General features: G+C 65.6%; 19 protein-coding genes. 13 read left to right on the top strand and 6 right to left on the bottom strand.

From position 1 onward, the window contains the following. Nucleotides 1-139 precede the first annotated feature (139 nt). The 8 genes from VFA60_09310 (at nt 140) to VFA60_09275 (ending at nt 10,738) form a co-directional block, all read left to right on the top strand. On the top strand, nt 140-4,363 hold the full coding sequence (locus tag VFA60_09310) for a tetratricopeptide repeat protein (protein ID HZQ91977.1): 4,224 nt from the start codon (nt 140-142) through the stop codon (nt 4,361-4,363). Between the two features lie 15 nt (nt 4,364-4,378). Continuing rightward, nucleotides 4,379-5,629 (top strand): glycosyltransferase, encoded by a 1,251-nt coding sequence (locus VFA60_09305; protein HZQ91976.1) that lies wholly within the window; start codon nt 4,379-4,381, stop codon nt 5,627-5,629. Then, nucleotides 5,620-6,774 (top strand): hypothetical protein, encoded by a 1,155-nt coding sequence (locus VFA60_09300; GenBank protein ID HZQ91975.1) that lies wholly within the window; start codon nt 5,620-5,622, stop codon nt 6,772-6,774. The genes VFA60_09305 and VFA60_09300 overlap by 10 nt, the downstream gene beginning before the upstream one ends. Further along, nucleotides 6,761-7,186: an STAS domain-containing protein gene (locus VFA60_09295; GenBank protein ID HZQ91974.1), complete on the top strand. Its 426-nt coding sequence runs from the start codon at nt 6,761-6,763 to the stop codon at nt 7,184-7,186. Before VFA60_09300 ends, VFA60_09295 begins: the two co-directional genes overlap by 14 nt. Continuing rightward, a complete protein-coding gene (locus VFA60_09290) occupies nt 7,183-8,502 on the top strand; it encodes a hypothetical protein (protein ID HZQ91973.1) in 1,320 nt (439 codons plus the stop codon). Before VFA60_09295 ends, VFA60_09290 begins: the two co-directional genes overlap by 4 nt. Further along, nucleotides 8,499-9,227, top strand: a complete 729-nt coding sequence (locus VFA60_09285; GenBank protein ID HZQ91972.1) for a hypothetical protein — start codon at nt 8,499-8,501, stop codon at nt 9,225-9,227. The genes VFA60_09290 and VFA60_09285 overlap by 4 nt, the downstream gene beginning before the upstream one ends. After that, entirely contained in the window at nt 9,224-9,943 is a 720-nt protein-coding gene (locus VFA60_09280) for a hypothetical protein (protein ID HZQ91971.1), read from the top strand. The genes VFA60_09285 and VFA60_09280 overlap by 4 nt, the downstream gene beginning before the upstream one ends. Nucleotides 9,944-10,033: 90 nt before the next feature. Next, nucleotides 10,034-10,738, top strand: coding sequence for a thymidylate kinase (locus VFA60_09275; GenBank protein ID HZQ91970.1), 705 nt, complete (start codon nt 10,034-10,036; stop codon nt 10,736-10,738). A gap of 21 nt (nt 10,739-10,759) precedes the next feature. Here the strand turns inward: VFA60_09275 and VFA60_09270 are convergent, their stop codons facing one another. The 4 genes from VFA60_09270 to purL form a co-directional block, all read right to left on the bottom strand. After that, nucleotides 10,760-11,134, bottom strand: a complete 375-nt coding sequence (locus tag VFA60_09270; GenBank protein HZQ91969.1) for a type II toxin-antitoxin system VapC family toxin — start codon at nt 11,132-11,134, stop codon at nt 10,760-10,762. Continuing rightward, nucleotides 11,097-11,645, bottom strand: coding sequence for a hypothetical protein (locus VFA60_09265; GenBank protein ID HZQ91968.1), 549 nt, complete (start codon nt 11,643-11,645; stop codon nt 11,097-11,099). The genes VFA60_09270 and VFA60_09265 overlap by 38 nt, the downstream gene beginning before the upstream one ends. A 93-nt stretch (nt 11,646-11,738) precedes the next feature. After that, entirely contained in the window at nt 11,739-13,214 is a 1,476-nt protein-coding gene (gene purF / locus VFA60_09260) for an amidophosphoribosyltransferase (protein ID HZQ91967.1), read from the bottom strand. A gap of 92 nt (nt 13,215-13,306) precedes the next feature. After that, nucleotides 13,307-15,706, bottom strand: coding sequence for a phosphoribosylformylglycinamidine synthase subunit PurL (gene purL, locus VFA60_09255; GenBank protein HZQ91966.1), 2,400 nt, complete (start codon nt 15,704-15,706; stop codon nt 13,307-13,309). A 101-nt stretch (nt 15,707-15,807) separates the two neighbouring features. Here purL and VFA60_09250 point away from each other — a divergent pair, with 101 nt between their 5' ends. After that, the gene (locus VFA60_09250; protein HZQ91965.1) at nt 15,808-16,500 is read left to right on the top strand and encodes a hypothetical protein; all 693 of its coding nucleotides are present in this window, start codon (nt 15,808-15,810) and stop codon (nt 16,498-16,500) included. Between the two features lie 14 nt (nt 16,501-16,514). Here VFA60_09250 and VFA60_09245 read toward each other — a convergent pair whose 3' ends face one another. Further along, nucleotides 16,515-16,778, bottom strand: coding sequence for a hypothetical protein (locus VFA60_09245; GenBank protein ID HZQ91964.1), 264 nt, complete (start codon nt 16,776-16,778; stop codon nt 16,515-16,517). After that, a complete protein-coding gene (locus tag VFA60_09240; protein ID HZQ91963.1) occupies nt 16,775-16,930 on the bottom strand; it encodes a hypothetical protein in 156 nt (51 codons plus the stop codon). Before VFA60_09240 ends, VFA60_09245 begins: the two co-directional genes overlap by 4 nt. A gap of 22 nt (nt 16,931-16,952) precedes the next feature. On the opposite strand from VFA60_09240, the gene selB reads away from it, so the two are divergent. From selB to VFA60_09220, 4 genes are all read left to right on the top strand, one after another. Next, on the top strand, nt 16,953-18,890 hold the full coding sequence (selB, locus tag VFA60_09235) for a selenocysteine-specific translation elongation factor (GenBank protein HZQ91962.1): 1,938 nt from the start codon (nt 16,953-16,955) through the stop codon (nt 18,888-18,890). Between the two features lie 223 nt (nt 18,891-19,113). After that, a complete protein-coding gene (locus VFA60_09230; GenBank protein ID HZQ91961.1) occupies nt 19,114-19,617 on the top strand; it encodes a GNAT family N-acetyltransferase in 504 nt (167 codons plus the stop codon). Nucleotides 19,618-19,764: 147 nt separating this feature from the next. Next, nucleotides 19,765-21,111: a methylenetetrahydrofolate--tRNA-(uracil(54)-C(5))-methyltransferase (FADH(2)-oxidizing) TrmFO gene (trmFO, locus tag VFA60_09225; GenBank protein HZQ91960.1), complete on the top strand. Its 1,347-nt coding sequence runs from the start codon at nt 19,765-19,767 to the stop codon at nt 21,109-21,111. After that, complete coding sequence (locus VFA60_09220) at nt 21,112-21,480, top strand: hypothetical protein (GenBank protein ID HZQ91959.1); 369 nt, start codon at nt 21,112-21,114, stop codon at nt 21,478-21,480. Nucleotides 21,481-21,615 lie beyond the last annotated feature (135 nt).

Raw genomic sequence — 21,615 nt, 5'->3', positions numbered from 1 at the left:
CATGAGGGCAGAGCTGCCAACGCGAACGGCTGCCAAACGCCTAATTTCGTGGATTTCTTTCAGGCGGCCGAGAGCGCGCCTTGGCAGCGCGCGTGCGAGTGCTCCTGCCGCCAAACCGAAATTTTCCGTCGGTGGTCCCGTGAAAAAAGTTTTTTGGCTCGTAACTTTATGTTCCCTGCTGGCTGCGTCGCGTCCCGCGCGCAGCCAGACGTTTGAGATACCCGGGCAGGCGCCGCCGCAGGAGAAGGCGAAGGCGGCGCGCCCGGGGAAGAAAGCCGGGCCCGGAGCGAAGGCATCGCCGAAGGCGGGGGGCGCAGAAAACGGAATCGGCTGGGGCAGCAGCATCGAGGTCGGACGGATGGCGCGCGCGGCGCAGCAGGCGCTGAACAGGGGGAACAACGCGGCGGCGGCCGGCTACGCCCAGCGCGCCGTCCAGGCCGCGCCGCAGAACGCCAAGCTGTGGTTTCTGCTGGGATACACGTCGCGCCTGGCCGGGCGCCTGCAGCCCTCACTGGACGCTTACAAGAGCGGGCTGCAGCGTGAGCCCGGTTCGCTTGACGGCCTATCCGGCATGGCGCAGACCTACGCCCGGATGGGCAACATCAGCGAAGCCAAGCGGCTGCTGACGCAGGTGGTGAATGCGAATCCGAAGCGGGTGAACGATGTGCTGGTGCTGGGCGAGATGCAGATGCGCTCCGGCGACTTGCAGCAGGGGCTGCAGACGCTGCAGCGCGGGGAGGCGATGAAGCCTTCAGCGCATGCCGAGCTGCTGATGGCCATGGCCTACATGAAGATGAAGCAGCCGGAGAAAGCCAAGCAGCTTCTCGACGCGGCCAAGCGCCGCGCGCCGCGCAATCCGGAGATCTTCCGCGCGGTGGCGAACTACTATCGCGAGACGCGGGACTACAGAGCCGCCATCGCCACGCTGAAGAGCGCGCCGCGGCAGTCGCCTGAAGTGCTGGCCGACATGGCCTACACCTACGAACTCGAGGGCGATCATAAGCAGGCCGCGGCGACGTATGTGCGCGCTGCGAACGAGGCCCCGAAGGTCATCGGTTACCAGCTCAGTGCGGCGCAGGCGCAGATCGTGGCGGGTGACGCGGACAGCGGCAAGAAATTTTTGGCGCGCGCCGCCGCGCTCGACGAAAGCCACTATCGCCTGCACGCCATCCGCGCGACGGTCGCCAAGCAGGAGGAGCGGCGCGCCGATGCCATTCGCGAGTACGAGTTCGCCATCGCGCACCTGCCGGAGAGCGTCGCCGAGGGGCAGCTTTATCCCGTGCTGCTGCGCATGAACCTTGCCGAGCTGTATCGCGAAGACGGCAACGAAGCGGCGGCGCAGCGGCAACTGGCCATGGCCGAACAGCAGATGACCAAGATCCAGGTGGAAGGGCCGGCCAAGGCGGAGTTCCTGCGCGTGCGCGCTTCCATCCGCACCGGCTCGAATGATTTCAGCGGCGCCGAGGCCGACTTGAAGCAGGCGCTGGCGCTTGATCCGGCCAACACCAACGCGCAGCTGCAATACGCCAACCTGCTGTGGAAGACGCGCCGTCCCGATGAAGCCAGGAAGATGTACACGGCGGTGCTGGCCAGGGACGCGAAGAACCGCTATGCGCTGGAGAGCATGGGCTACCTGGCGCGCGAATTGGGGGACAACAAGACCGCCGCGGAATTCTTCAACCGGCTGGCCGCGGCGTATCCCAACGACTACGTGCCGTATCTCGCGCTGGGCGACATGTTCACGGCGACGCGCGAGTTCGCGCCGGCCGACGCGAACTACAACAAGGCCTTCAGGCTGGCGCCGCGCAATCCGACGATCATCGCCAACGCGGCGAATGCGGCGATCGAGTCGCGGCAATTTCCGCGGGCAGGCGAGTGGCTGGCGCGCGCCACGGCGGGCATGAGCAACAGCCCGCGCATCATGCTGCAGCGCGAGCGCTACCTGTTCCACACCGGGAAGTATCTGGAGTCGGCGCAACTGGGCCGGCGGGTGCTGGAGCAGCTGCCGCGCGATCGCAACGCCAGCGTCTACCTGGGCTACGCGCTCTACAACCTGGGCCGCTACGACGACGTGCTGGCGCTTTCCAACCAGTACGAGAGCATCCTGCCGCGCGAGCCGAACTTTCCGCTGCTCGCCGGGCACGTGCACAAGCAGTCGCAGCTGCTCGATGAGGCGGCCGACGATTACGGCCGCGCCATCGCGCGCGATCCCAAGATGGTGGAGGCGTACATCAATCGCGGCTACACGCTGAACGATCTGCAAAATGCCGAGGCGGCGACGCAGGACTTCAACACCGCGCTGAAGATCAATCCCGGCAACGGCACGGCGCACCTCGGCCTGGCGTTCGCCAACCTGCAACTGCGTCGCGGCAAGCAGGCGCTTGACCAGGCGCAGGAAGCGGCCAAGCTGATGGGCGATTCCGGCGCCATCCACCTGGCGCGCGCCACAGCGTTTCGCCAGATGCGCGTGCTGGACAAGGCCGAGCAGGAGTATCGGGCCGCGCTCAAGTACGCGCCCGACGACCTTTCCCTGCACCTGGCGCTGGGCGAGACGTTGTATCACGAGCACCGCTACAACGAGTCCATCCAGGCGCTGAAGGCCGCGCTGCCGCTATCGCCGGACGACTCGATGATCTACGCCGGGCTGGCGCACGCCGCCGCGCGCCTGCACGATCGCAACGCCACGCTCAACTACGTGCAGTCGGCGGAGCGTGAGGGCGGCGATGAGGCCGCGGTGCTGCTGGCCACCGGCGACGCGCTGCTCACGCTTGGCGAGCGCGAAGCGGCCATGCAGCGCTTCACGCGCGCGCTGGAAGCGCCCGACGCCGACAAGGTGGACGTGCGGCTGGCCATCGGCAAAGTTTTTCTTCGCGACGGCAAGTGGGACGACGCGCGCCAGCAGATCGCGCTGGGCTTTGCTGAGTCGCGGGTGGGCGAGTCGGCGCCGGTCTCGGCCGACAACCTGATCGAAGCCGCCAACATGTTCCTGGCGATGCACGATTTCGATCTCGCGCAGCGCTACTACCGCAAGGCAAAAGGCCTGGGCGCGGGCGATGAAGTGGTGGCCATCGGCATGGCGAACAGCTACCTGGCGCAGGGCAACGCGCTGCAGGCGCAGTCGCAACTCGATGCGCTGGGCAATGGCGACGACTACGCCAGCAACTACGATTACGCGCTGGCACAGGCCAACATCCACCGCCAGCGACGCGACAACGTGCGCGCCATCACCGCCTACGCGCGCGCCAACGCGCTCTCCGGCGAGGAAGACGTGGCCGAACGCGCGCTGCAGGAAGTCGCGGGCGAAGAGGGTTTCCGCCTGAATGACCGCTGGAGCGTGCTTTCCACCTTCAACATAGAACCGATCTTCGAAGACGAGACGATTTACCAGACGGACGCGCAGGTATTCGGCGTGGCGAATGATCCCGCCCTTCTGCCGCCGCCGCGTTCTTCGCTGCAGACCACGTGGACCAACGCCTTTCGCATGCACCAGCAGGGCTTTCCGCTGGTGAGCGGCTTTTTCCAGGTGCGCAACGCGCGCGGCCAGGTTTCCGTGCCAAGCCTGGCGCTCATCCTGGACCGCAACACGTACGACTACAACTTCAACGGCGCGATCAACCCGGTGCTGCACATGGGACGCAACACAATCGCGTTCAACACCGGCTTGCAGTTCACCCTCCGGCGCGATTCGGGCTCGCTGCAGTCGGCCATTGCACTGGACCAGAACCTGTTCCGCCAATTCGTTTACATGAGCACGAGCTCGTTCGGCAATTGGATCTCGGCGAGGGGAGGGGCGTACCACGAGGCGGGTCCGTTCACGATTCGCAAGCTGAGTTCGCGTGACCTGGGCGCGCACCTGGATTTCCGGGTCGGGCGTCCCTGGGGAAATACGGCGCTGGTCACGGGATACAGCGTCCGGGACCTGCAATTTTCGCCCCTGGTGCGGGAGTTTTTCACCACTTCGACGTACGCCGGCATCGAGCGTCAATTCATGGACCGGAAGCTGAAGGTCACCGCGCTGGGGGAATACATCCGCTCGTGGCGCGTGCAGGACCTGACTTTCGGGCTTGGACAGACGATGCGTCCGGCGGGCGAAGTGGAATACCGGCCGAACAATCGCTGGTTGTTCGAAGGGACGTTCGCGTACTCACGTGGAGAAGGTTTTCACGCGTATGACAACATGCAAAGCGGATTTCTCATCTCTTACGTTAAGCCATTGCGCCGCAGCATCGACGACGGCGCGGGTCCGGTTCCGGTGGAGTATCCGCTTCGGCTCTCATTCGGAATTCAGCAGCAAACGTTTTTCAATTTTACTGGCCGCGATCAAACGCACTTTCGTCCGGTGGTGCGCTTGACGCTTTTTTAGGCGCCAGAGGGGCCCATGAAAATTTGTCTGGTGACTGCGTTCCCGCCCAGCCGGCGGGGACTCAATGAATACGGATTCCACCTCGCGCAGGAGCTGCAGCGCGATCCCCTGCTCAGCGTAACGGTGCTGGCCGACGAACTGCCCGAGGCAGCGGCGGAGCTTCCCGACTTCTACGTGCAGCGGGCCTGGCGTTTCAACAGCCTGGGAAACCCCAGCCGGCTGTTGAGGGCCATTCGCGAGGTCAAGCCCGACGTGGTGTGGTTCAACCTGCTGTTCTCCACCTTCGGCGACAGCCCGTTCCCGGCGTTCGGTGGACTCGCCATTCCGGCGGCCACGCGGCTTTCCGGCTATTACACGCACGTTACGCTGCATCACCTGATGGACAACATCAACCTGAGCGACGCCGGGGTGAGCTTTCCGCACCTGTATCGCATGGCAGGCTCGGTGGCTACGCGCATGCTGCTGATGGCCAACTCGGTTTCCGTGCTGCTGCCGGCGTATCGCCGGACGCTGATGGAGAAGTATCGCGGCGAAAATGTGCACTTCCGCGCCCACGGCATTCTGAGCGCGCGCCCCGAGTATCCCGACTTCAGCCGGCGGGGAAGTCCGGAGCACCGCATTCTCGCTTTCGGCAAGTGGGGGACCTACAAGCGGCTGGAGCTGCTGCTGGAGGCGTTCGAGCAGATCGTTGCGGTGATGCCGGAGACGCGCCTGGTGATCGCAGGAGGGAATCACCCGACCACGCCCGGATACGTGGAGTCAGTGGCGAAGCAGTGCGCCGGCAACCCGCGCATCCGCTTCACCGGCTATGTGGCGGAGGAAGACATTCCCGAGCTGTTCAGCACCGCGACCGCCACGGTGATGCCCTACAGCTCGGCGACCGGATCGAGCGGCGTGGCGCACCTGGCGTGCGAATACGGTGTGCCGATCGTGTCGGCCGACATTCCCGATTTCCGGCAGATGGCCGACGACGAAAACCTGGCAATCGAGTTCTACCGCACCGGCAGCGCCGAGAACCTGGCCGCTTGCCTGCTCGAGCTGCTGCGCAATCCTGGACGGCAGCGGGAGATGGCGGAGCAGAATTTCTCGGCCGCGCTGCGCATGACGATGCCGCAGATCATTTTTTCCTATCTGCGGGCCTTCAGCCTTCACCAGAAAGCCAAGACGCTGGAGCCGATTTCGCGCTTCCGGCGCATTCCGGCGTGGGTCCCCTCGCGCTCTGCCATATATCGCGCCGCGGCGCCGAGGTGGTCGGCTTGGATGTAAAAGCAATTCTGCTGATCGGGGCCCTGCCCCGCGATTACGGTTTCGACGCGCAGTTTGCCGGCGGCGCGCCGCTGGCGGGGCTCGATGTGCTCGGCCGCAGCGTCGCCCTGCGCACGGCCGACCGGCTGCTCGCCAGCGGTGTGAGCGAGGTGCTCATCGTCGGTGACACCGCAACGCTGAGGGCCGCCGAGCGCAACATTGCGCTGCTGCCGCTCGACGAGCGCAGTTTGTGGCGCGGATGCGAGACGGCGTTCTCCGAGTACGCCCAGTCGGGCGCAGACGTGCTGCTGGTCCAGCACATCGGCCCTTATTTGGAGCTGGACTATGACGCCGTGGTGCAGTTCCACCTGGACGAGGGCAATCGTGTGACGCCGGTGTGCGACGAATCGGGCGCGGCGCTGGGCGTGTTTGCGGTGAGCGGATCACGGCGCAACGATGCGGCGTTTCTCTTCCGCCATCAGCTGGCGGAGCTGCGGTCTCCCTGCCGCGGGTATCAGTTCACGGGACATGTAAATCCGCTGGAGAGCGCGGCCGACCTGCGCCGGCTCACGGTGGACGCCTTCGCCGGCCGCGTGCAGATGGCGCCCGCGGGGCGCGAGATCAAGCCGGGCGTGTGGGTGGGAGAAGGGGCGCGCGTTCATAACGAGGCGCGGCTGCTGGCGCCCGCCTTCGTGGGGAGCTTTGCGCGGGTCCGCGCCTCGGCGGTCGTGACGCGCTTCAGCACGGTGGAGCACCACGCGCACGTGGACTGCGGCACGGTGGTGCAGGACGCGAACGTCCTTCCTTATTGCTACGTCGGGGCGGGGCTCGATGTGCAGCACGCGGTGGTGGGCAGCCGGCGCGTGGCGCATCTGAAGCGCGCCGTGGAAGTGGAAATCACCGATCCCAAGCTTGTCGGCAGCATTCCGCAGCAGGCGCCGCTGCGCGCGATCGCCAGCGCGGCTTCACTGGCGTCGTTTTTGCCCGCGCAGGTGCTGCGCAGTCTGTTCCCATCGCCGCGGCGCGAGCAACCCGCGAGCCTGCCGGCGGCGGTGCAGGCGCCTTCGGCGGCGCTGCGCTCGCCGGCTGCCCGCGAGGCCGCGCACGAAGTTCATCCGCAGTTCCATCCCAATCTGATGATGGCGAGGAAATATGGAAACGATTAGGCCGGTTGTGGTGAAGCGAATGCCGGACCGGATCAACCTGCGCGAGGCGCGCACTTTTCTCGATGAAGTGCAGCCCTTTCTCCATTCCGACCGGCCGCAGCTGGTCTTTGATCTTTCGCAGGTGCGGCAGATGGACGCCGCCGGCGTGGACATGCTGCTGCACTGCATGTCTGAGGTGATGCGCCGCGACGGCGACCTGAAGCTGGCGGCGGTTTCGCCGCAGGCTGCCACCATCCTGGAACTCACGCGCACCGATCGCCTGTTTGAGATCTATGAGACGTCAGGCGATGCGGTGCGCAGCTTCACGTACTTCCTGCCCAATGCCCTGCGGCGCGACGACACCATGGCGTTCCCGCCGCCGCGCGCCGCCCGCGATGGCAAGGAGCAGGGCGATGACACGGTCGCGGCATGAGCCTGGCTGAACCAAAGGCGATCGCGGCCGTGGCTCCGGCCGAACCGGCGGCATGGCCGTGGGTGCGGGCGATCAGTTCCATCCGCCGGCCCGGCGCCCATTCGCTGCTGCTGGGCGGCAGCATGGTGATGCTGGCGGGCTCGGTGGCCGTGAGCCTGTTCAACTTTGCCTACAACGTGTCGATCGCGCGAATGCTTGGCCCGGAGGGCTTCGGACACGCCAGCGCCGCCGTGACGCTGCTCATGCTGATTTCGGCGATCACGCTCTCGTTCCAGCTGGTGTGCGCAAAATTCGTGGCGCGCAATTGCACCGTGCCGGCGCAAGCGGCGGTGTACCACCTGCTCCAGCGCAGGGCGTGGGTGGTGGGTTTGCTGCTGGCGGCCGGGCTCGCGCTGGGCAGCCCGCTGGTAGCGGGATACCTGAAGCTGCCCACGCCCGCCATCGTGATTCTGCTGGCGGCCGGCATTGCGTTTTATCCGGCGCTGGGCGCCAAGCGCGGAGCGCTGCAGGGAACGCTGGCCTTCGGCAAGCTGGCCGGGAACATGGTGCTGGAGACCGCGGCGAAGTTCGTGGCGGCCGTGCTGCTGGTGGCGGCCGGCTACGGCGTGATGGGCGCTGTGGGAGCCGTGACGGTTTCCATCGTGCTCGCGTTTTTAATTCCGCCGCCGGGAAATCTTCGGCGCAGCGGAGAAGTGACCGAGCCGCCGTCGTTCGGCGAAGGCATGCAGGCCATCGTGTTCTTCGTGGGACAGGTGGTCATCAACAACATCGACATCCTGCTGGTGAAGCACTTTTTCAGAGCGGAGGCCGCCGGAGTTTATGCCGCGGTCGCGCTGGCCGGGCGGGTGCTCAACTTCGCGTCCTGGTCGGTGGCGAGCGCCATGTTTCCCATCTCGGCCAACGGGCGGCGCGCAAGCGACTCGCCCGCGGTGCTGCTGGCGCCGCTGCTGCTGGTGCTGGCCATCTCGGTGGTCTTCATGCTCGCGATGGGCCATTTTCCCGGCCCCATCGTCACGCTGGTGTTCGGCCACGGCTTCCACCAGGCGGAGCCGCTGCTGGAGCTGAACGCCGCGGCCGCCGGCTGCTACGCGCTCAGCATGGTGCTGATGGCCTACGAGATGTCGCGCCGCATTTCCAGCACCGGCTGGTACCAGCTAGCGTTCAGCGGCGCGCGCGTTGCCGGCGTCTACCTGTTTCACGCCACGCTGCACCAGGTGCTGGTGGTGCAAGTGGTGCTGATGACGGGCCTGCTGATCACCGTTTCGTACGTGTTCTTCCGGGCGCGTCCCATGCCGATGCAGGAGGCGATGGCATGAAGCGGCTGCGCCGAGTGACGGAAGCGGAAGTGATCTCCGAATTCCTGCGGAACGAATTTTATTCGGAGGAATTTCAACACGACCGCACGCGCTTCGAGTCGCTGGTGCTGGAGCCCGACCTGGGAAACGAGCATGAAAACGCGGTGCGCCGGGCGCTGCTCTTCCGCCGGCGAGGACACATGTGGCGCGAACTGCCTACCGACACAGCATGGTGGCAGGTGCAGCTCGAGGCCGACGACCTGAGGAGCATCCGCGTGTTTCCGCGGGCGCATTGGCGGACGATCGGCAAAGGCAGTTTTCACATCAACAACATCGTGAACAACATCCGCCGGGGGCGCTTTCACGGCAGGACGCGCAGCTTCGTCAGCAAAATCCAGGCGCTCAGCTATCGGCTGCGGCTGGAGCACGACAACAGCAGCGTGCTCCTGATCGGCGTGGATGAGGCGCGGCCGCTCACGATCCTGGAAGGCAATCATCGGCTGGCGGCGGCGCTGCTGGCGTCGCGCGACGTGTTCGCGGGGCGCTTCCGCGTGCTGTGCGGGCTTTCGCCGCACATGACCGAGTCGTGCTGGTACGAGACGAACCTGGCGAACCTGTGGCGCTACGCCAGGAACCGCTTTCGCAATCTGCGCGACCGCGAGGCCGACGTGGACACGCTCTGGCCGCAACCGGAACCCGCACACGGCTACCTGGCCAACGCCGCCACCCTGAAGGAGAAGTTATGAACCCCTGGAACGTCCACGACAAAGACAGGATTCCAATCCGCAGCCGCGCGCTGGCGCTGACGTTGATTGCGGCGGTTTGCGGTGTGCCGCAGGCGATCGCGCAGGCGGCGCAGCAGACGCCTGCACCACTGCGGGCTGCGGCGCCGGCGCAGCCGCCGGCACAAGTGCCGGGTCAGACGCAGCCGGCGCCGGGGCAGGGCGTGATGCCTGATCCTTCCGCCGGGCCGCTGGAGCCAGTGCCGCCCGCGGGAGAACAGACGGCGGCGCCAGATCAAACCCAAGCGCCGGCGGCGGCCCAAGGTCAGACGCCGGCGCCAGTTCAGGGCGAGACGCCGGCGCAGGCCCCGGCACCGCAATCGCCGCTGCCGGATGCGCCCAGCACGACGCAGCCGGCCGCACCCGCGGCCGCGACCAGCGGTGACCCGGCGCAGCAGCCTGCGGCGCAACCGCCGGCGGAACAACAGCCGGCGCAGCAGGGAACGCAGCCTTCCAGCGAGCCGCTGGGAACGGCGGCGGCTGAGTCAGGACGCGCGGCCGGCGGACCGGCGTCGCGTCCGGCGGGAACGGCGATCGCGCCCGCCAAGCAGCGCCAGGTACGTTCGCTGCTCATCAAGCTGGGACTGATCGGAGCGGCTGGCGCCGCCCTGGGGATTGTTTACGGCTTGTCGCGAGGAACGTCGAGTACGCCGCCGAATGCGGGAGCGGGCGTGCGATAAGGAGACGTGTTCCCGTCTTCCCGTGGTCGTGGACTACGACGGAGTTGAGGCTGCTGCGGTGAGCCGCTCGACGGCACAGAACGGAAAAACGTGAAACCTGCGCTTCAGCGCGATTCTTCCATGCTCATCACCTTTTCCGGCCTCGATGGTTCGGGTAAGAGCACGCAGATTGAAGGCCTGCGCGCCGCACTGGGCCTGCTGGGATATCGTTCAACGTTGCGCGCCTTTTGGGACCACGTGGTAGTGGGCGCGCGCTGGCGGGAGGGCTTTGTTCACAAGGTCTATCGAAGCGAGCGTGGTGTGGGCGAGCCGGGGAAGCCGGTGGCGCGGCGCGACAAGAACGTTCGCCACTGGTACCTGACGCTGGCGCGGCACCTGCTGTATCTGCTCGATGCTGTTCACCTGGATTTCGTGGTCGCGCGTGAGCGCCGCCGCGGCAACGCGCTGGTGATGGACCGCTACATCTACGACGAGCTCGCCAACCTGCCGCTTGCTAACCGCGCCACGCAGCTCTTTGTGCGGGCCGTGCACGCGTTCGTACCGCGGCCCGACATCGCGTACCTGCTCGACGCCGATCCCGACGCGGCGGTGGCACGCAAGCCGGAGTATCCGGTGGAGTTCATGCGCCACTGCCGGGCGGCGTACTTCGAACTGGCGCGGCAGCTGGGAAACCTGACCGTGATCCCGCCGCTACCCCTGGACAAGGCGAGGGAAGCGGTGCTGCGGGAGCTGCTGGCGGAGTTGTTGCACAAGGAACGACGCGGCAGGGCGATCAGGTACACCCAGGCGGCGTGAGCCGGGACAGTTCCTGCAGGTCTACCAATTCACGACCTGCAGACCCTCGACCACGTCAAAGTGACGATCGCGTGAGAGCAGCGGAACCGAATGCTGGCGGCATAAGGAAGCTATCCATGCGTCGTTGGAGGGAATCGGGCGGCCGGCAAACCTTAGCTCGGTTCGCAGCCGGCCGTAGAACAGGGCTGTGTCCTGGTCAACCGCAACCACGGTACAGAGTCCAACAAAGTCGGAGATGCGGCTGAGATTGCTCCGCACCCGCGTGGACCCGTAGGCGCCGTAAAACAGTTCACCCAGAACGACGCTTGGCAGCAGCCACTCCGAAGATCGTTCCAACTCGCGGAGCAGAGCGGCGTCGTCACCCAGTGCGGCGATTGCCGCGTTCGTGTCGAGCACGAGTCTGCCATTCGTCTTCATCGACCTGCTCACACCCTTCCTCGATGACGCGTTTCATCAGGTCCAGATCCTCGCCGTTGATAGAGCCGATCAGTTCCCGAAGCCTGGCTATGCGTTCACGCTGGGGCTTGGCTGCCGGAGGCCGGAAGCAGTAAACGTTCTCGTACCAGTCGAGCAGCGAACGAAATTCGACTGGAAGGGCGCTTCTTGCCGGATGGGTCTTTCCGGCAGAGCGGCTCGGATGGAATGGGTCGCCATCGCGATAAAGGCGGCGGCGCGCCGGCGGTCTTCCGGTTTCGACCAGGATGCGTGCATCAATACTGTTCTGCTGGCGAGGCTTGCCCGCGACACAGTGCGACGAAAGATAAGTGTTGAGGCCTGGCTGGGCTGCGCGCCGTGGATTCAATTCAATCACCTTGGAGCGGATCTCCGGCAGGGTGAAGTCGTCCCTCGAGGGATGCGCTCGGTGGAGCAGAGCGGTGGCAATCCAGATTTCGTTGTCGAGGGTCATGGGCGCTCCGATTTCAGTAAGGTTAAAAATATACCTAATTGAACTACATGTCAAGGCGGCAAGAATGAGCGCGCAGGAATCGAGGAGACGAGATTATTCGTGCCTGGCTGCTGCCGGGACGATCTCTTCCACATCGATCAGCGGCGTGGGGTAATTTCCGGTGTAGCAGGCGGTGCAGTAGGTGGTCGCCTTGCCTTCACCGCAGGCCTGCTTGAGGCCTTCCACGGAGATGTAGGCGAGCGAATCGGCGCCGATGTACTCGCGGATTTCTTCCACCGATTTGTTGGCGGCGATGAGCTGCTTGCGCGAGGGCGTGTCCACGCCGTAGTAGCAGGAGCCGATGATAGGCGGGCACGAAACGCGCATGTGCACCTCGCGCGCGCCGGCGGCGCGGACCATGCGGACGATTTTCCGGCTGGTGGTGCCGCGCACGATGGAGTCGTCGATGAGCACCACGCGCTTGCCTTCCAGGATGCTGCGCACCGGGTTGAGCTTGAGCTTGACGCCGAAGTCGCGCACCGACTGCTCCGGCTCGATGAACGTGCGCCCCACGTAGTGATTGCGGATGAGTCCGAAGCGAAATGGCAGCCCGCTCTCGGCCGAGTAGCCGAGCGCGGCGGTGACGCCGGAATCGGGCACGGGGACGACGATGTCGGCATCGACGGGGGCCTCGCGCGCCAACCGGCGGCCGAGCGCCTCGCGGCTCTCCTGTACCGGGCGGCCGAAGATGATGCTGTCTGGCCGCGAGAAGTACACGTGCTCGAAGATGCAGCTCGACTGCTTCTGCGGCGAGGCGTAGAAGCGCGAGTACACGCCCTCAGGTCCGACGACCACGAGTTCGCCGGGCCTCACTTCGCGCTCGTAAACGGCGCCGATCAGGTCGAAGGCGCAGGTTTCCGAGGCGAAGACGATGGTCTCCTGCTCGGGGGGCGCGCCCGGCAGGCGCGGCGCGTTGCTGGGCTGGGGGGGAATGCGTCCCATGACCAGCGGGCGGAAGCCGCGCGGATCGCGGGCGGCGAAGACGCGGTCGCGCGTCAGCATGACGAGCGAGAAAGCGCCTTCGAGGCGGCGCAGCGCGTCAGCAATCGCCTCCGGCAGTGTCTGCTCTTTCGACTGCGCGATCAGGTGGACGACAACTTCGGTGTCGCTCGACGTCTGAAAGATCGAGCCCCGCTGCTCGAGGCGCGCGCGAATGTGCTGCGCGTTCACCAGGTTGCCGTTGTGTGCCAGCGCGATCGGTCCCTTGTTGCATTCGACCATGATGGGCTGCGCGTTGAGCAGCGCCGAATCGCCGGTGGTGGAGTAGCGCGTGTGCCCGATGGCGAGCGGGCCGGGCACCTTGGCGAGCGCTTCTTCGTTATTGAAGATGTCGGCGACCAGGCCCATGGCGCGATACACGCGCAGGCGGTCACCGGTGGACGAAGCAATGCCAGCGCTCTCCTGTCCACGATGCTGGAGCGCATGCAGGCCGAGGTAGACGAGCTTCGACGCCTCGGGGTGCGAGTACACGGCGACCACGCCACACTCGTCTTTGAATTTGCCGCTTCGCTCCATACCGCTCAACATCATCCCTGGCGCCCTGGAAGGCCCCCTGATCGGCCGGCGCGCCGCGCAAGCCGCTTGCTCGCCCGACAACCGGACCGTCAGATCGTCCGATGATCTCAGCTCTTCTGCAAGACTCCCGGCACCATCCGCTCTTCTGTCTCGACGTGCAGCGCGCGCTCCAGCGCGTGCTCCCAGGCATCGGCCAGTTCCGACACTTCGGCGGAGACAACAATCCTGCCGTCGAGGGAAATTTCCAGGTTGTCGGGAACCGTTTCGCCGATCCGCTCAGCCGTGACTCCGTATTTTACCGCAGTTTGTTGGATGTACCGGAGCCGGGCCGGGTCGCAGGAGAGGACCACGCGGCTGGCGTCCTCGCCGAAAAGCACACATTCGGGCGCAAGTTCGCCGCCCGCCAGATCGATCCGCGCGCCAACTCCCTCAGCGAAGCTGGATTCGGCGACGGCGACGGCGAGTCCGCCGCTGGAGCAGTCGTGAGCTGAGCCGATCGCGCCATCGCGGACCAGCTCGATCAGGCACTTCTGCACCGCCGCCTCGCGGTGAAGTTCCAGGGCCGGCGGATATCCCCAGACCCGGCCCAGGACTTCTTTCGCATATTCGGAGGAGCCGAATTCGATTTCGGCGTCGGTCGCGTCGCCCGGCTCAGCTCCGCGCAGCAGGACGATGGCGCGGCCAGTCTCGCGGAAGCCGTGCCGAACCGCGTCTTCAAGGTTTTCCAGCAAGCCGACAACGCCGAGCACCGGGGTGGGATAAATCCCCTCGCCCAGCGTTTCGTTGTAGAGGCTCACGTTGCCGCCGGTGATCGGGATTTCCAGCTCCTCGCACGCGCGCGCGATGCCGTCAACCACCTGCGAAAACTGCCACATGACTTCCGGCTTCTCGGGACTGCCAAAATTCAGGCAGTTGGTGGCGGCAACCGGCGTGGCGCCGGTGCAGGCCACGTTGCGCGCGGCCTCGGCCACGGCGTGCATCGCGCCGAGTTTGGGATCGAGCCAGCACCAGCGGCCGTTGCCGTCGAGGGACATGGCCAGGCCGCGCCGCGTGCCCTTCACGCGGACCAGGCCGGCGTCGGCGCCCGGGCCCTCGACGGTGTTGGTCTGGACCATGGAGTCGTACTGCTGGTAGATCCAGCGTTTGCTGCAAATGTTTGGCGCGGCGAGGAGCTTTTTGAAGTTGGCGGTGAGATCGGCGGTTTCGCCGAGGCGAACGCTTTCTGGCTTCTCGCGAGGAACCTCGGCCTCCCAGCGCTCGATCGGGCGCCGATACACTGGCGCGTCGTCGGTGAGGGCGGTGTTGGGAATCTCGGCAATGACGTTGCCGTGCTCGAGCACGCGGAGCTTGCCGTCGGACGTAACGCGTCCAATGGTCACGGCATCGAGCCCCCACTTCTGGAAGACGCGAAACACTTCTTCTTCGCGGCCGCGCTCGGCGACGAGCAGCATGCGCTCCTGCGATTCGGAGAGCATGATCTCGTATCCGTTCATGGCGGTTTCGCGCTGCGGCACCAGGTCCATCTCAATCTCGATGCCCACGCCGCCGCGCGCACCCATCTCGCAGGTGGAGCAGGTGAGCCCGGCGGCCCCCATGTCCTGAATGCCGACGACGGCGCCGGTCTCCATCACTTCGAGGCAGGCCTCCAGGAGGAGCTTCTCGAGGAAAGGGTCGCCAACCTGGACGTTGGGGCGCTTCTGCTCCGAGCCTTCGCGGAATTCCTCGCTCGCCATGGTGGCGCCGTGGATGCCGTCGCGCCCCGTTTTGGCGCCGACGTAGATCACCGGATTGCCTTCTCCGGCCGCGCGTGCCAGGAAGATGCGATCGCGCCGCATCAGGCCGAGCGCGAACGCGTTCACCAGCGGATTGCCCGCGTAGCACGGCTCGAACTTCGTTTCGCCGCCCAGGTTCGGCACGCCAAAGCAGTTGCCGTAGCTGGCAATGCCGCTCACCACGCCTTCCAGCAGCGAGTGGTTCTTATGAATCGCTTTCAGCGCGGCGCGCGCTTCCTGGGCAGCGCGGGCGTCGCCCGCCGTGGCGGCTTTCCCCGGCGGAGCCGCGCCGGCCGCATCGCCGGTGATGGGCCCGAAGCGGAGGGAGTCCATCACCGCGACCGGCCGCGCGCCCATGGTGAAGATGTCGCGCAGAATGCCGCCCACTCCGGTCGCCGCGCCCTGGAATGGCTCGAGGAACGACGGGTGGTTGTGCGACTCAATTTTGAACGCGCACGCCCAGCCATCGCCGATATCAATCACGCCGGCGTTCTCGCCGGGCCCTTGCAGCACGCGCCGGCTGTGAGTGGGCAGCCGACGCAGGTGCACACGCGACGACTTGTACGAGCAATGCTCGCTCCACATCACGCTGAAGATGCCCAGCTCGGTGAGCGTGGGGCGGCGTCCGAGCAGCCGCAGGATTTTCTGGAATTCGTCAGGGGTAATTCCGTGCTGTTCCAGCGTTTCGTCGGTGATGGCGTTGGCGGCGTGCTTGACCATAGAGGACAAGGCCATTTTCGCACGTTCTGGAAACGGAACAAGGCCGACGAAAAATGCTGCGGAGCAGCCGGTCGTGCTAGCTTCAGCCTCGACCTTTTCCGGTCGAGGAGAAAGACATGAGAAGACTGTGGCCGGGGCTCTGCCTGCTGTTCTTCATCACCGTGTGGGCTGATCCGCCCAAGAAGGGCGTGGATCGCTGGCACGTGAAAACAACCCTGGATTCCGCCGCCGAACACAAGAAGCCGGCCGCGGTCAAGTCCGACGACCTGATTACGCTGGCCGAACCTGACCGCCACAAGTACGACTACAAGGAGTATCAGCACAACCAGAGTCACCAGGACGACCGGATGCGCGATCCGGCGTCGACCGCGTTGCAGGAAGGCGACCTGGTGAGCACCACCGGGTACGTGCAGCTCATCGCGTCAGAGGACGACGGCGACTATCACATCCAGGTCGGGCCAACGCGCGAGGACCGCACCCGGTGCGTGATCGTCGAAGTGCCGCGCTCCGACTTTCTCGACGCGCCCGACGCCAAACTCGGCGGACTCGACGCGCTCCGGGCCAAGCTGCTCAAGAACTTCGGGACGCCGGGCAAGACGGACTTCTCCGGCTCGGGCACCTGCGTGAAACATCCGACCAAGATGAAGATCACCGGCCAGCTCTTCTATGACGTGCACCACGCCATCCATCCGGGACCGCGGGGCAAAGGGCTGTGCGACGCATCCCACAACTTCTGGGAGATTCACCCGGTGTACGCGATGACTTTCGCGGAGAAGAAGACCGGCAAGCCTGAGGTGGCCTGCAAGTAAACGCCGGAGCGGAGTTACTCCTCGACCCAGCGCGCGCCGCATTCGGCACACCGCCAGTGCGGCTCCTGGAACGAAGGCAGCGGAATGCCGGCCTGGAGCGCGACCAATTTGATGCCGGCTGAACGGTCGCCAAACGCGATGTCGAATGAATTGCAGCGCGGACACGCCGGCTGCTGATAGAAGCCGCCGGTTTGCGAATCCTGCATGATGAGCGGAGGCGCGCTGGCCAGCACTTCACGCGCCTGCCCGGCGTCCTCGGGGCGCACCTTCAGCTTCACGCCGCCAACGGCGTTGGCCAGAACCAGTCCATTCGCACGATGTTGTCGTCGGTCATGGTGCACTCGATTCCGGCCGACTCCAGCTTGCCCTTGGCCAGCAGCGCCTCGGGCAGGTCGCGATATTGCGCCACCACAATCAACGCGCCATGCACACAGTCTTTATACTCAATTGCGATGAAGTCCGTCATTGTCGGCACAGCCGGGCACATCGATCACGGCAAGACCGCTCTGGTCAAGGCGCTCACCGGCATCGACGCCGACCGCCTGGAAGAGGAAAAGCGCCGCGGTATCACCATCGACCTCGGCTTCGCACACGCGGAGTTGCCCTCACCCTCCGGCGAGCCAATACGCTTCGGCTTCATTGACGTGCCCGGCCACGAGCGCTTCGTGCGCAACATGCTGGCGGGCGCCGGAGGCCTCGACCTGGTGCTGCTGGTGGTCGCCGCCGACGAAGGCATCAAGCCACAGACGCGCGAACACTTCGAGATCTCCCGGCTGCTCTCGGTGCAGCGAGGCATCGTCGTTGTCACGAAAAGTGACCTGGTGGACGCCGAGACGCTCCAGGTGGCGCGGTCGGAAGTGGAAGACTTCGTGCGCGGATCGTTTCTCGACGCTTCGCGCTCGCCGACTGTCACCGTCAGCTCACAAACCGGGGCGGGCATGGACGAGCTGCGGCAGCAGCTGGGCAGAATTGCCGCGGAGGTTCCGGCGCGCGATTCGTCGGCGCTGTTTCGCCTGCCGATCGACCGGGTATTCATGATGAAGGGTTTTGGCACGGTCGTCACCGGCACGCTGGTGGCGGGCAGCGTAGCCAAAGATGAGGAGGTCGAGTTGTTTCCGGAAGGACGCCGGCTGCGGGTTCGCGGCGTGCAGGTGCATGGCGCGGCCGCCGAGCGGGCCACGGCCGGCCAGCGCACCGCGCTCAATCTCGCCGGAATAGCGACGGATGAATTGACGCGCGGCATGACGGTGGCGGCCCCCGGCGTGCTGCGTCCCACGCGTCGCGCCGATGTGACGATCGAGTTGCTCAAGGGCGCCAGGCCGCTGCGCGATCGATCGCGCGTGCACTTCCACACGCACACGTCGGAGACGATTGCTGAGATTGTCCTGCTCGCCGACGCGCGCGCGGCGCACGATCCTTCGCTGGCCAGCCCCTTGAAGCAGCTGGCGCCGGGCGGCGAGGCATTCGCCCAGGTGCGCTTCCATGGGCCGGTCCTGTTGCTGCCCGGCGATCGCTTCATCGTGCGCCAGTTTTCGCCGGTGGTGACCATTGGCGGCGGTGTTGTGATCGATCCATTCCCCTGCGAGGGCAAGCTGGCGCCCAACGTACGACTCAGCTCGCTCGCAGCGCTCGCCGGCGGCACGTCAGGAGATAAGCTGGCAGCACGCGTGGAACGGCGCGGCCCGGCGGGGCTCGCGATTCCGGAAGCAATGGCGGAGATGGGAGTGGCACGCGGCGCCATCGAGGGCCTTTTGCCCGTCATGACGCGGGCCATTGCGCGCGCCGGCGAGACGCTGGTTTCCGGCGCGGTGCTCGCGCGGCTGAAGGCCGACGCGCTGGAGACCGTCACGCGCTTCCACGACGCCAATCCGCTGGTGGCCGGCATCAGCAAAGAGGAGCTGCGCGAGCGTTTGGGCGCCTCGCCCGACGTCTTTGCGGCAATGCTGGCGTCGCTGGTGGCCGAGAAAAAACTGGAGGTTGCCGGCGAGCAGGTCCGCGCTGCGGGGCGCGGCGTTGTGCTGAAGGATGAAGAGGCGGAAGCGAAGCAGAAGATCGAGGCGGTGTTCGCGGCCGCCGGCCTCAAGGCGCCGCTGTTGAAGGACGTGCTCGCGTCGCTGCCGGTGGACCGCGCGCGCGCGCAGAAGATCATCACGCTGCTGCTGCGCGATCGCGTGCTGGTGAAGCTGGCCGACGACCTGGTGTTTCACCGCGACGCCCTGGAGCAGATGCGTGGACGCGTCGTGGCGCAAAAGAGCACGTCGGCCAGGATCGACGTAGCCGGATTCAAAGACCTGTTCGGCCTGTCGCGCAAGTACGCAATCCCGCTCCTTGAATATCTGGATCGCGAGCGGGTGACCAAGCGCGTGGGCGACGAACGGGTGATCCTGTAGTCGTTCGTCGTTGGCGGTCAGCAAAACTGCTGCCCCAAGGCACCCTGATGAACGTCTAAATCCCTTCAGCGGCAAACTCCAACTCTGAGCCCAGCGGATCTCGCGGGCTTGCAGTGAAGACTGGTCCAGCTCAACGTACGGAACGTGCGGCATCTTTCTTCTCCAGGGACGATCTGAAGAACGCCCACTCGTATAATCAATGGATTGATTTTCTCCGTTCATCATGACCGCGCCATCCGCCACATCGCTCGCGATTCGCAGCGCCACGCGCGACGACGTTGCCCTGATTCTGCGCTTCATCCGCGACCTGGCCGAGTACGAGAAAGCGCCCGAGCAGGCAGTCGCGACCGAAGCCGATTTGCAGCGCGACGGATTCGGCAGCGCGCCGCTCTTCCACGTCGAGCTCGCGTTCTGGAACGACGAACCAGCCGGGTTTGCGCTGTGGTTTCCGAACTATTCAACCTGGCGCGGGCGCGCCGGACTCTACCTGGAAGACCTGTTCGTCCGGCCCGAGTTTCGCGGACGCGGCATCGGCAAGGCGCTGCTGCGGCGGCTGGCGCAAATCACGGTGGAGAAAGGCTGGTATGGAATGCGCTGGCTGGTGCTCGATTGGAACAAGCCCAGCATCGAGTTCTACGACGCGCTGGGCGCTGAGCGCATGAGCGAATGGCTCGCCTATCGGCTGAGCGGAGAACCGCTGAAGCGGCTGGCGGGGAAGATCTCCTAGCCGCGGAGGCGCGGAGGCGCGGAGAAAAGCGCTGAAATGTCGCAAACGCAGCAATTAAACCCAGAATCGTTGGTCGTTGTTCACACCCCTGGATTTTGCGTTTTGATTCTTCCGCGTCTCAGCGTCTCCGCGGTTGAGTGAACGTTCATGGAGCAGATCAAAATTATCGGCGCCGGCCTTGCCGGCTCGGAAGCTGCATGGCAGCTGGCGCGGCGCGGGTTCGCAGTCGAGCTGTTTGAAATGCGGCCGACGCGCTCCACGCCGGCGCACCAGACGGCCGACTTCGCCGAACTGGTGTGCTCCAACTCGCTGAAGAGCGCGAGCGAAAACACCGCGCCGTGGCTGCTCAAGGAAGAGATGCGCCGCGCCGGTTCGCTCCTGCTGCGCCTCGCCGAGCGCTGCGCCGTTCCCGCCGGCCACGCACTCGCCGTGGACCGAACGGTCTTTGCCGCTGAGGTCACGCGCGCCATTTCAGCCGAGCCGCTCATCACGATCCGCCGCGCGGAAGTCACGCGTTTGGACGAAGCCGGCGGCGTCACCATCATCGCCACCGGACCTCTGACATCGGACGCGCTCTCGCGCGAGGTCGCGCGGCTCTGCGGGACGGACCATCTCTACTTCTACGACTCGATTTCCCCGATCGTCGAAGCCGATTCGATCGACATGTCGCGCGTGTACATGGCGGCGCGCTACGACAAAGGCACTGCCGACTACATCAACTGCCCGATGTCGCGCGAGGAGTACGACCGCTTTTACGATGCTCTGATGGCGGCGCAGTCGGCGGAAGGACACCACTGGGAGGACCTGAACTACTTCGAAGGCTGCCTGCCGATCGAGGAAATTGCGCGGCGCGGGCGGGACACGCTGCGCTTTGGCCCGATGAAGCCGGTGGGCCTGATCGATGCGCGCACCGGCAAGCAGCCGTACGCGGTGGTGCAGTTGCGCCGCGAAAACCTGCGCGCCGACAGCTACAACCTGGTCGGATTCCAGAACCATTTGCGCTACGGAGAGCAGGCGCGCGTGCTGCGGCTCATCCCCGGCCTGGAGAATGCCCGCTTCGTGCGCTACGGGCAGATCCATCGCAATACATACATCAACGCGCCCACGCTGCTCGAGCCGACGCTGCAGATGCGCGCACACCCGCGCGTGTTCTTCGCGGGGCAGATTTGCGGCGTGGAAGGATACGTGGAGTCCATCGCGATGGGGCTGCTGGCCGGGATCGGCGCGGCGCGACTTGCCGGGGCGGAGGGCATCGAGTCACCGCCGCGCGAGTCGGCGTTCGGTTCGCTGGCGCACTACATCACGCACGCCAACGCGAAGAATTTCCAGCCGGCGAACATTACCTTCGACCTGCTGCCGCAACTCGACGAGGGAACACGCCGCCGCGTGCGCGACAAAAAGGAGCGCCACCGGTTGCAGTGCGAGCGCGCACTGGCCGCGTTCGACGCCTGGCTGGCCCGGCAGGAGCGTCCTGCACCGGCGCAGGCGGTCTGAGTGAAGATCGTCGCGCTTGACCACGTCCAGATTGCGGCGCCGCCGGGTTGCGAGGCGGCCGCGCGCAGGTTTTTCGGCGAGCTGCTTGGCTTGGCCGAGCTGCCCAAGCCCGAGGCGCTTCGCGCTCGCGGAGGCTGCTGGTTCCAGTGCGGCGCGCAGCAACTGCATGTCGGCGTGGAGCGCGACTTCACTCCGGCACGCAAAGCGCATCCGGCTTTTCGCGTCTCCGGGCTCGTCGCGCTGCGCGAGCGGCTGCTGGCCGCCAATCATGCCGTGAGCGACGACACATCCATCCCCAATACGGTTCGTTTTTTCGTGAACGACCCCTGGGGCAACCGGCTGGAGTTCTTCGAAGAGCGGGGCAGGTGACGTAACGTTGATTGTGTAAAAAGCGAGAGGGTGTAAGTTGGCTTTGCCTAGCAAGCGAAGCCGTTCCTGGAAAGGAGACCTACACCCGATGGCGAAGATAATCCGGATTGAGGAGCATTTCCAACATTTTCTGAA

This window comes from Terriglobales bacterium, assembly GCA_035651995.1.
Lineage (GTDB): Bacteria > Acidobacteriota > Terriglobia > Terriglobales > Acidobacteriaceae > DASRER01.
Note: the sequence above shows the minus strand (reverse complement) of the source record. Positions and strands in the feature narration are given on the sequence as shown.

Coding starts and splice junctions, on each gene's coding strand:
- VFA60_09305 (HZQ91976.1), top strand. CDS start 4,379: ATGAAAATTTGTCTGGTGACTGCGTTCCCGCCCAGCCGGCGGGGACTC.
- VFA60_09295 (HZQ91974.1), top strand. CDS start 6,761: ATGGAAACGATTAGGCCGGTTGTGGTGAAGCGAATGCCGGACCGGATC.
- VFA60_09290 (HZQ91973.1), top strand. CDS start 7,183: ATGAGCCTGGCTGAACCAAAGGCGATCGCGGCCGTGGCTCCGGCCGAA.
- VFA60_09285 (HZQ91972.1), top strand. CDS start 8,499: ATGAAGCGGCTGCGCCGAGTGACGGAAGCGGAAGTGATCTCCGAATTC.
- VFA60_09280 (HZQ91971.1), top strand. CDS start 9,224: ATGAACCCCTGGAACGTCCACGACAAAGACAGGATTCCAATCCGCAGC.
- VFA60_09265 (HZQ91968.1), bottom strand. CDS start 11,645: ATGACCCTCGACAACGAAATCTGGATTGCCACCGCTCTGCTCCACCGA.
- purF (HZQ91967.1), bottom strand. CDS start 13,214: ATGATGTTGAGCGGTATGGAGCGAAGCGGCAAATTCAAAGACGAGTGT.
- purL (HZQ91966.1), bottom strand. CDS start 15,706: ATGGCCTTGTCCTCTATGGTCAAGCACGCCGCCAACGCCATCACCGAC.
- VFA60_09250 (HZQ91965.1), top strand. CDS start 15,808: ATGAGAAGACTGTGGCCGGGGCTCTGCCTGCTGTTCTTCATCACCGTG.
- selB (HZQ91962.1), top strand. CDS start 16,953: ATGAAGTCCGTCATTGTCGGCACAGCCGGGCACATCGATCACGGCAAG.
- VFA60_09230 (HZQ91961.1), top strand. CDS start 19,114: ATGACCGCGCCATCCGCCACATCGCTCGCGATTCGCAGCGCCACGCGC.
- trmFO (HZQ91960.1), top strand. CDS start 19,765: ATGGAGCAGATCAAAATTATCGGCGCCGGCCTTGCCGGCTCGGAAGCT.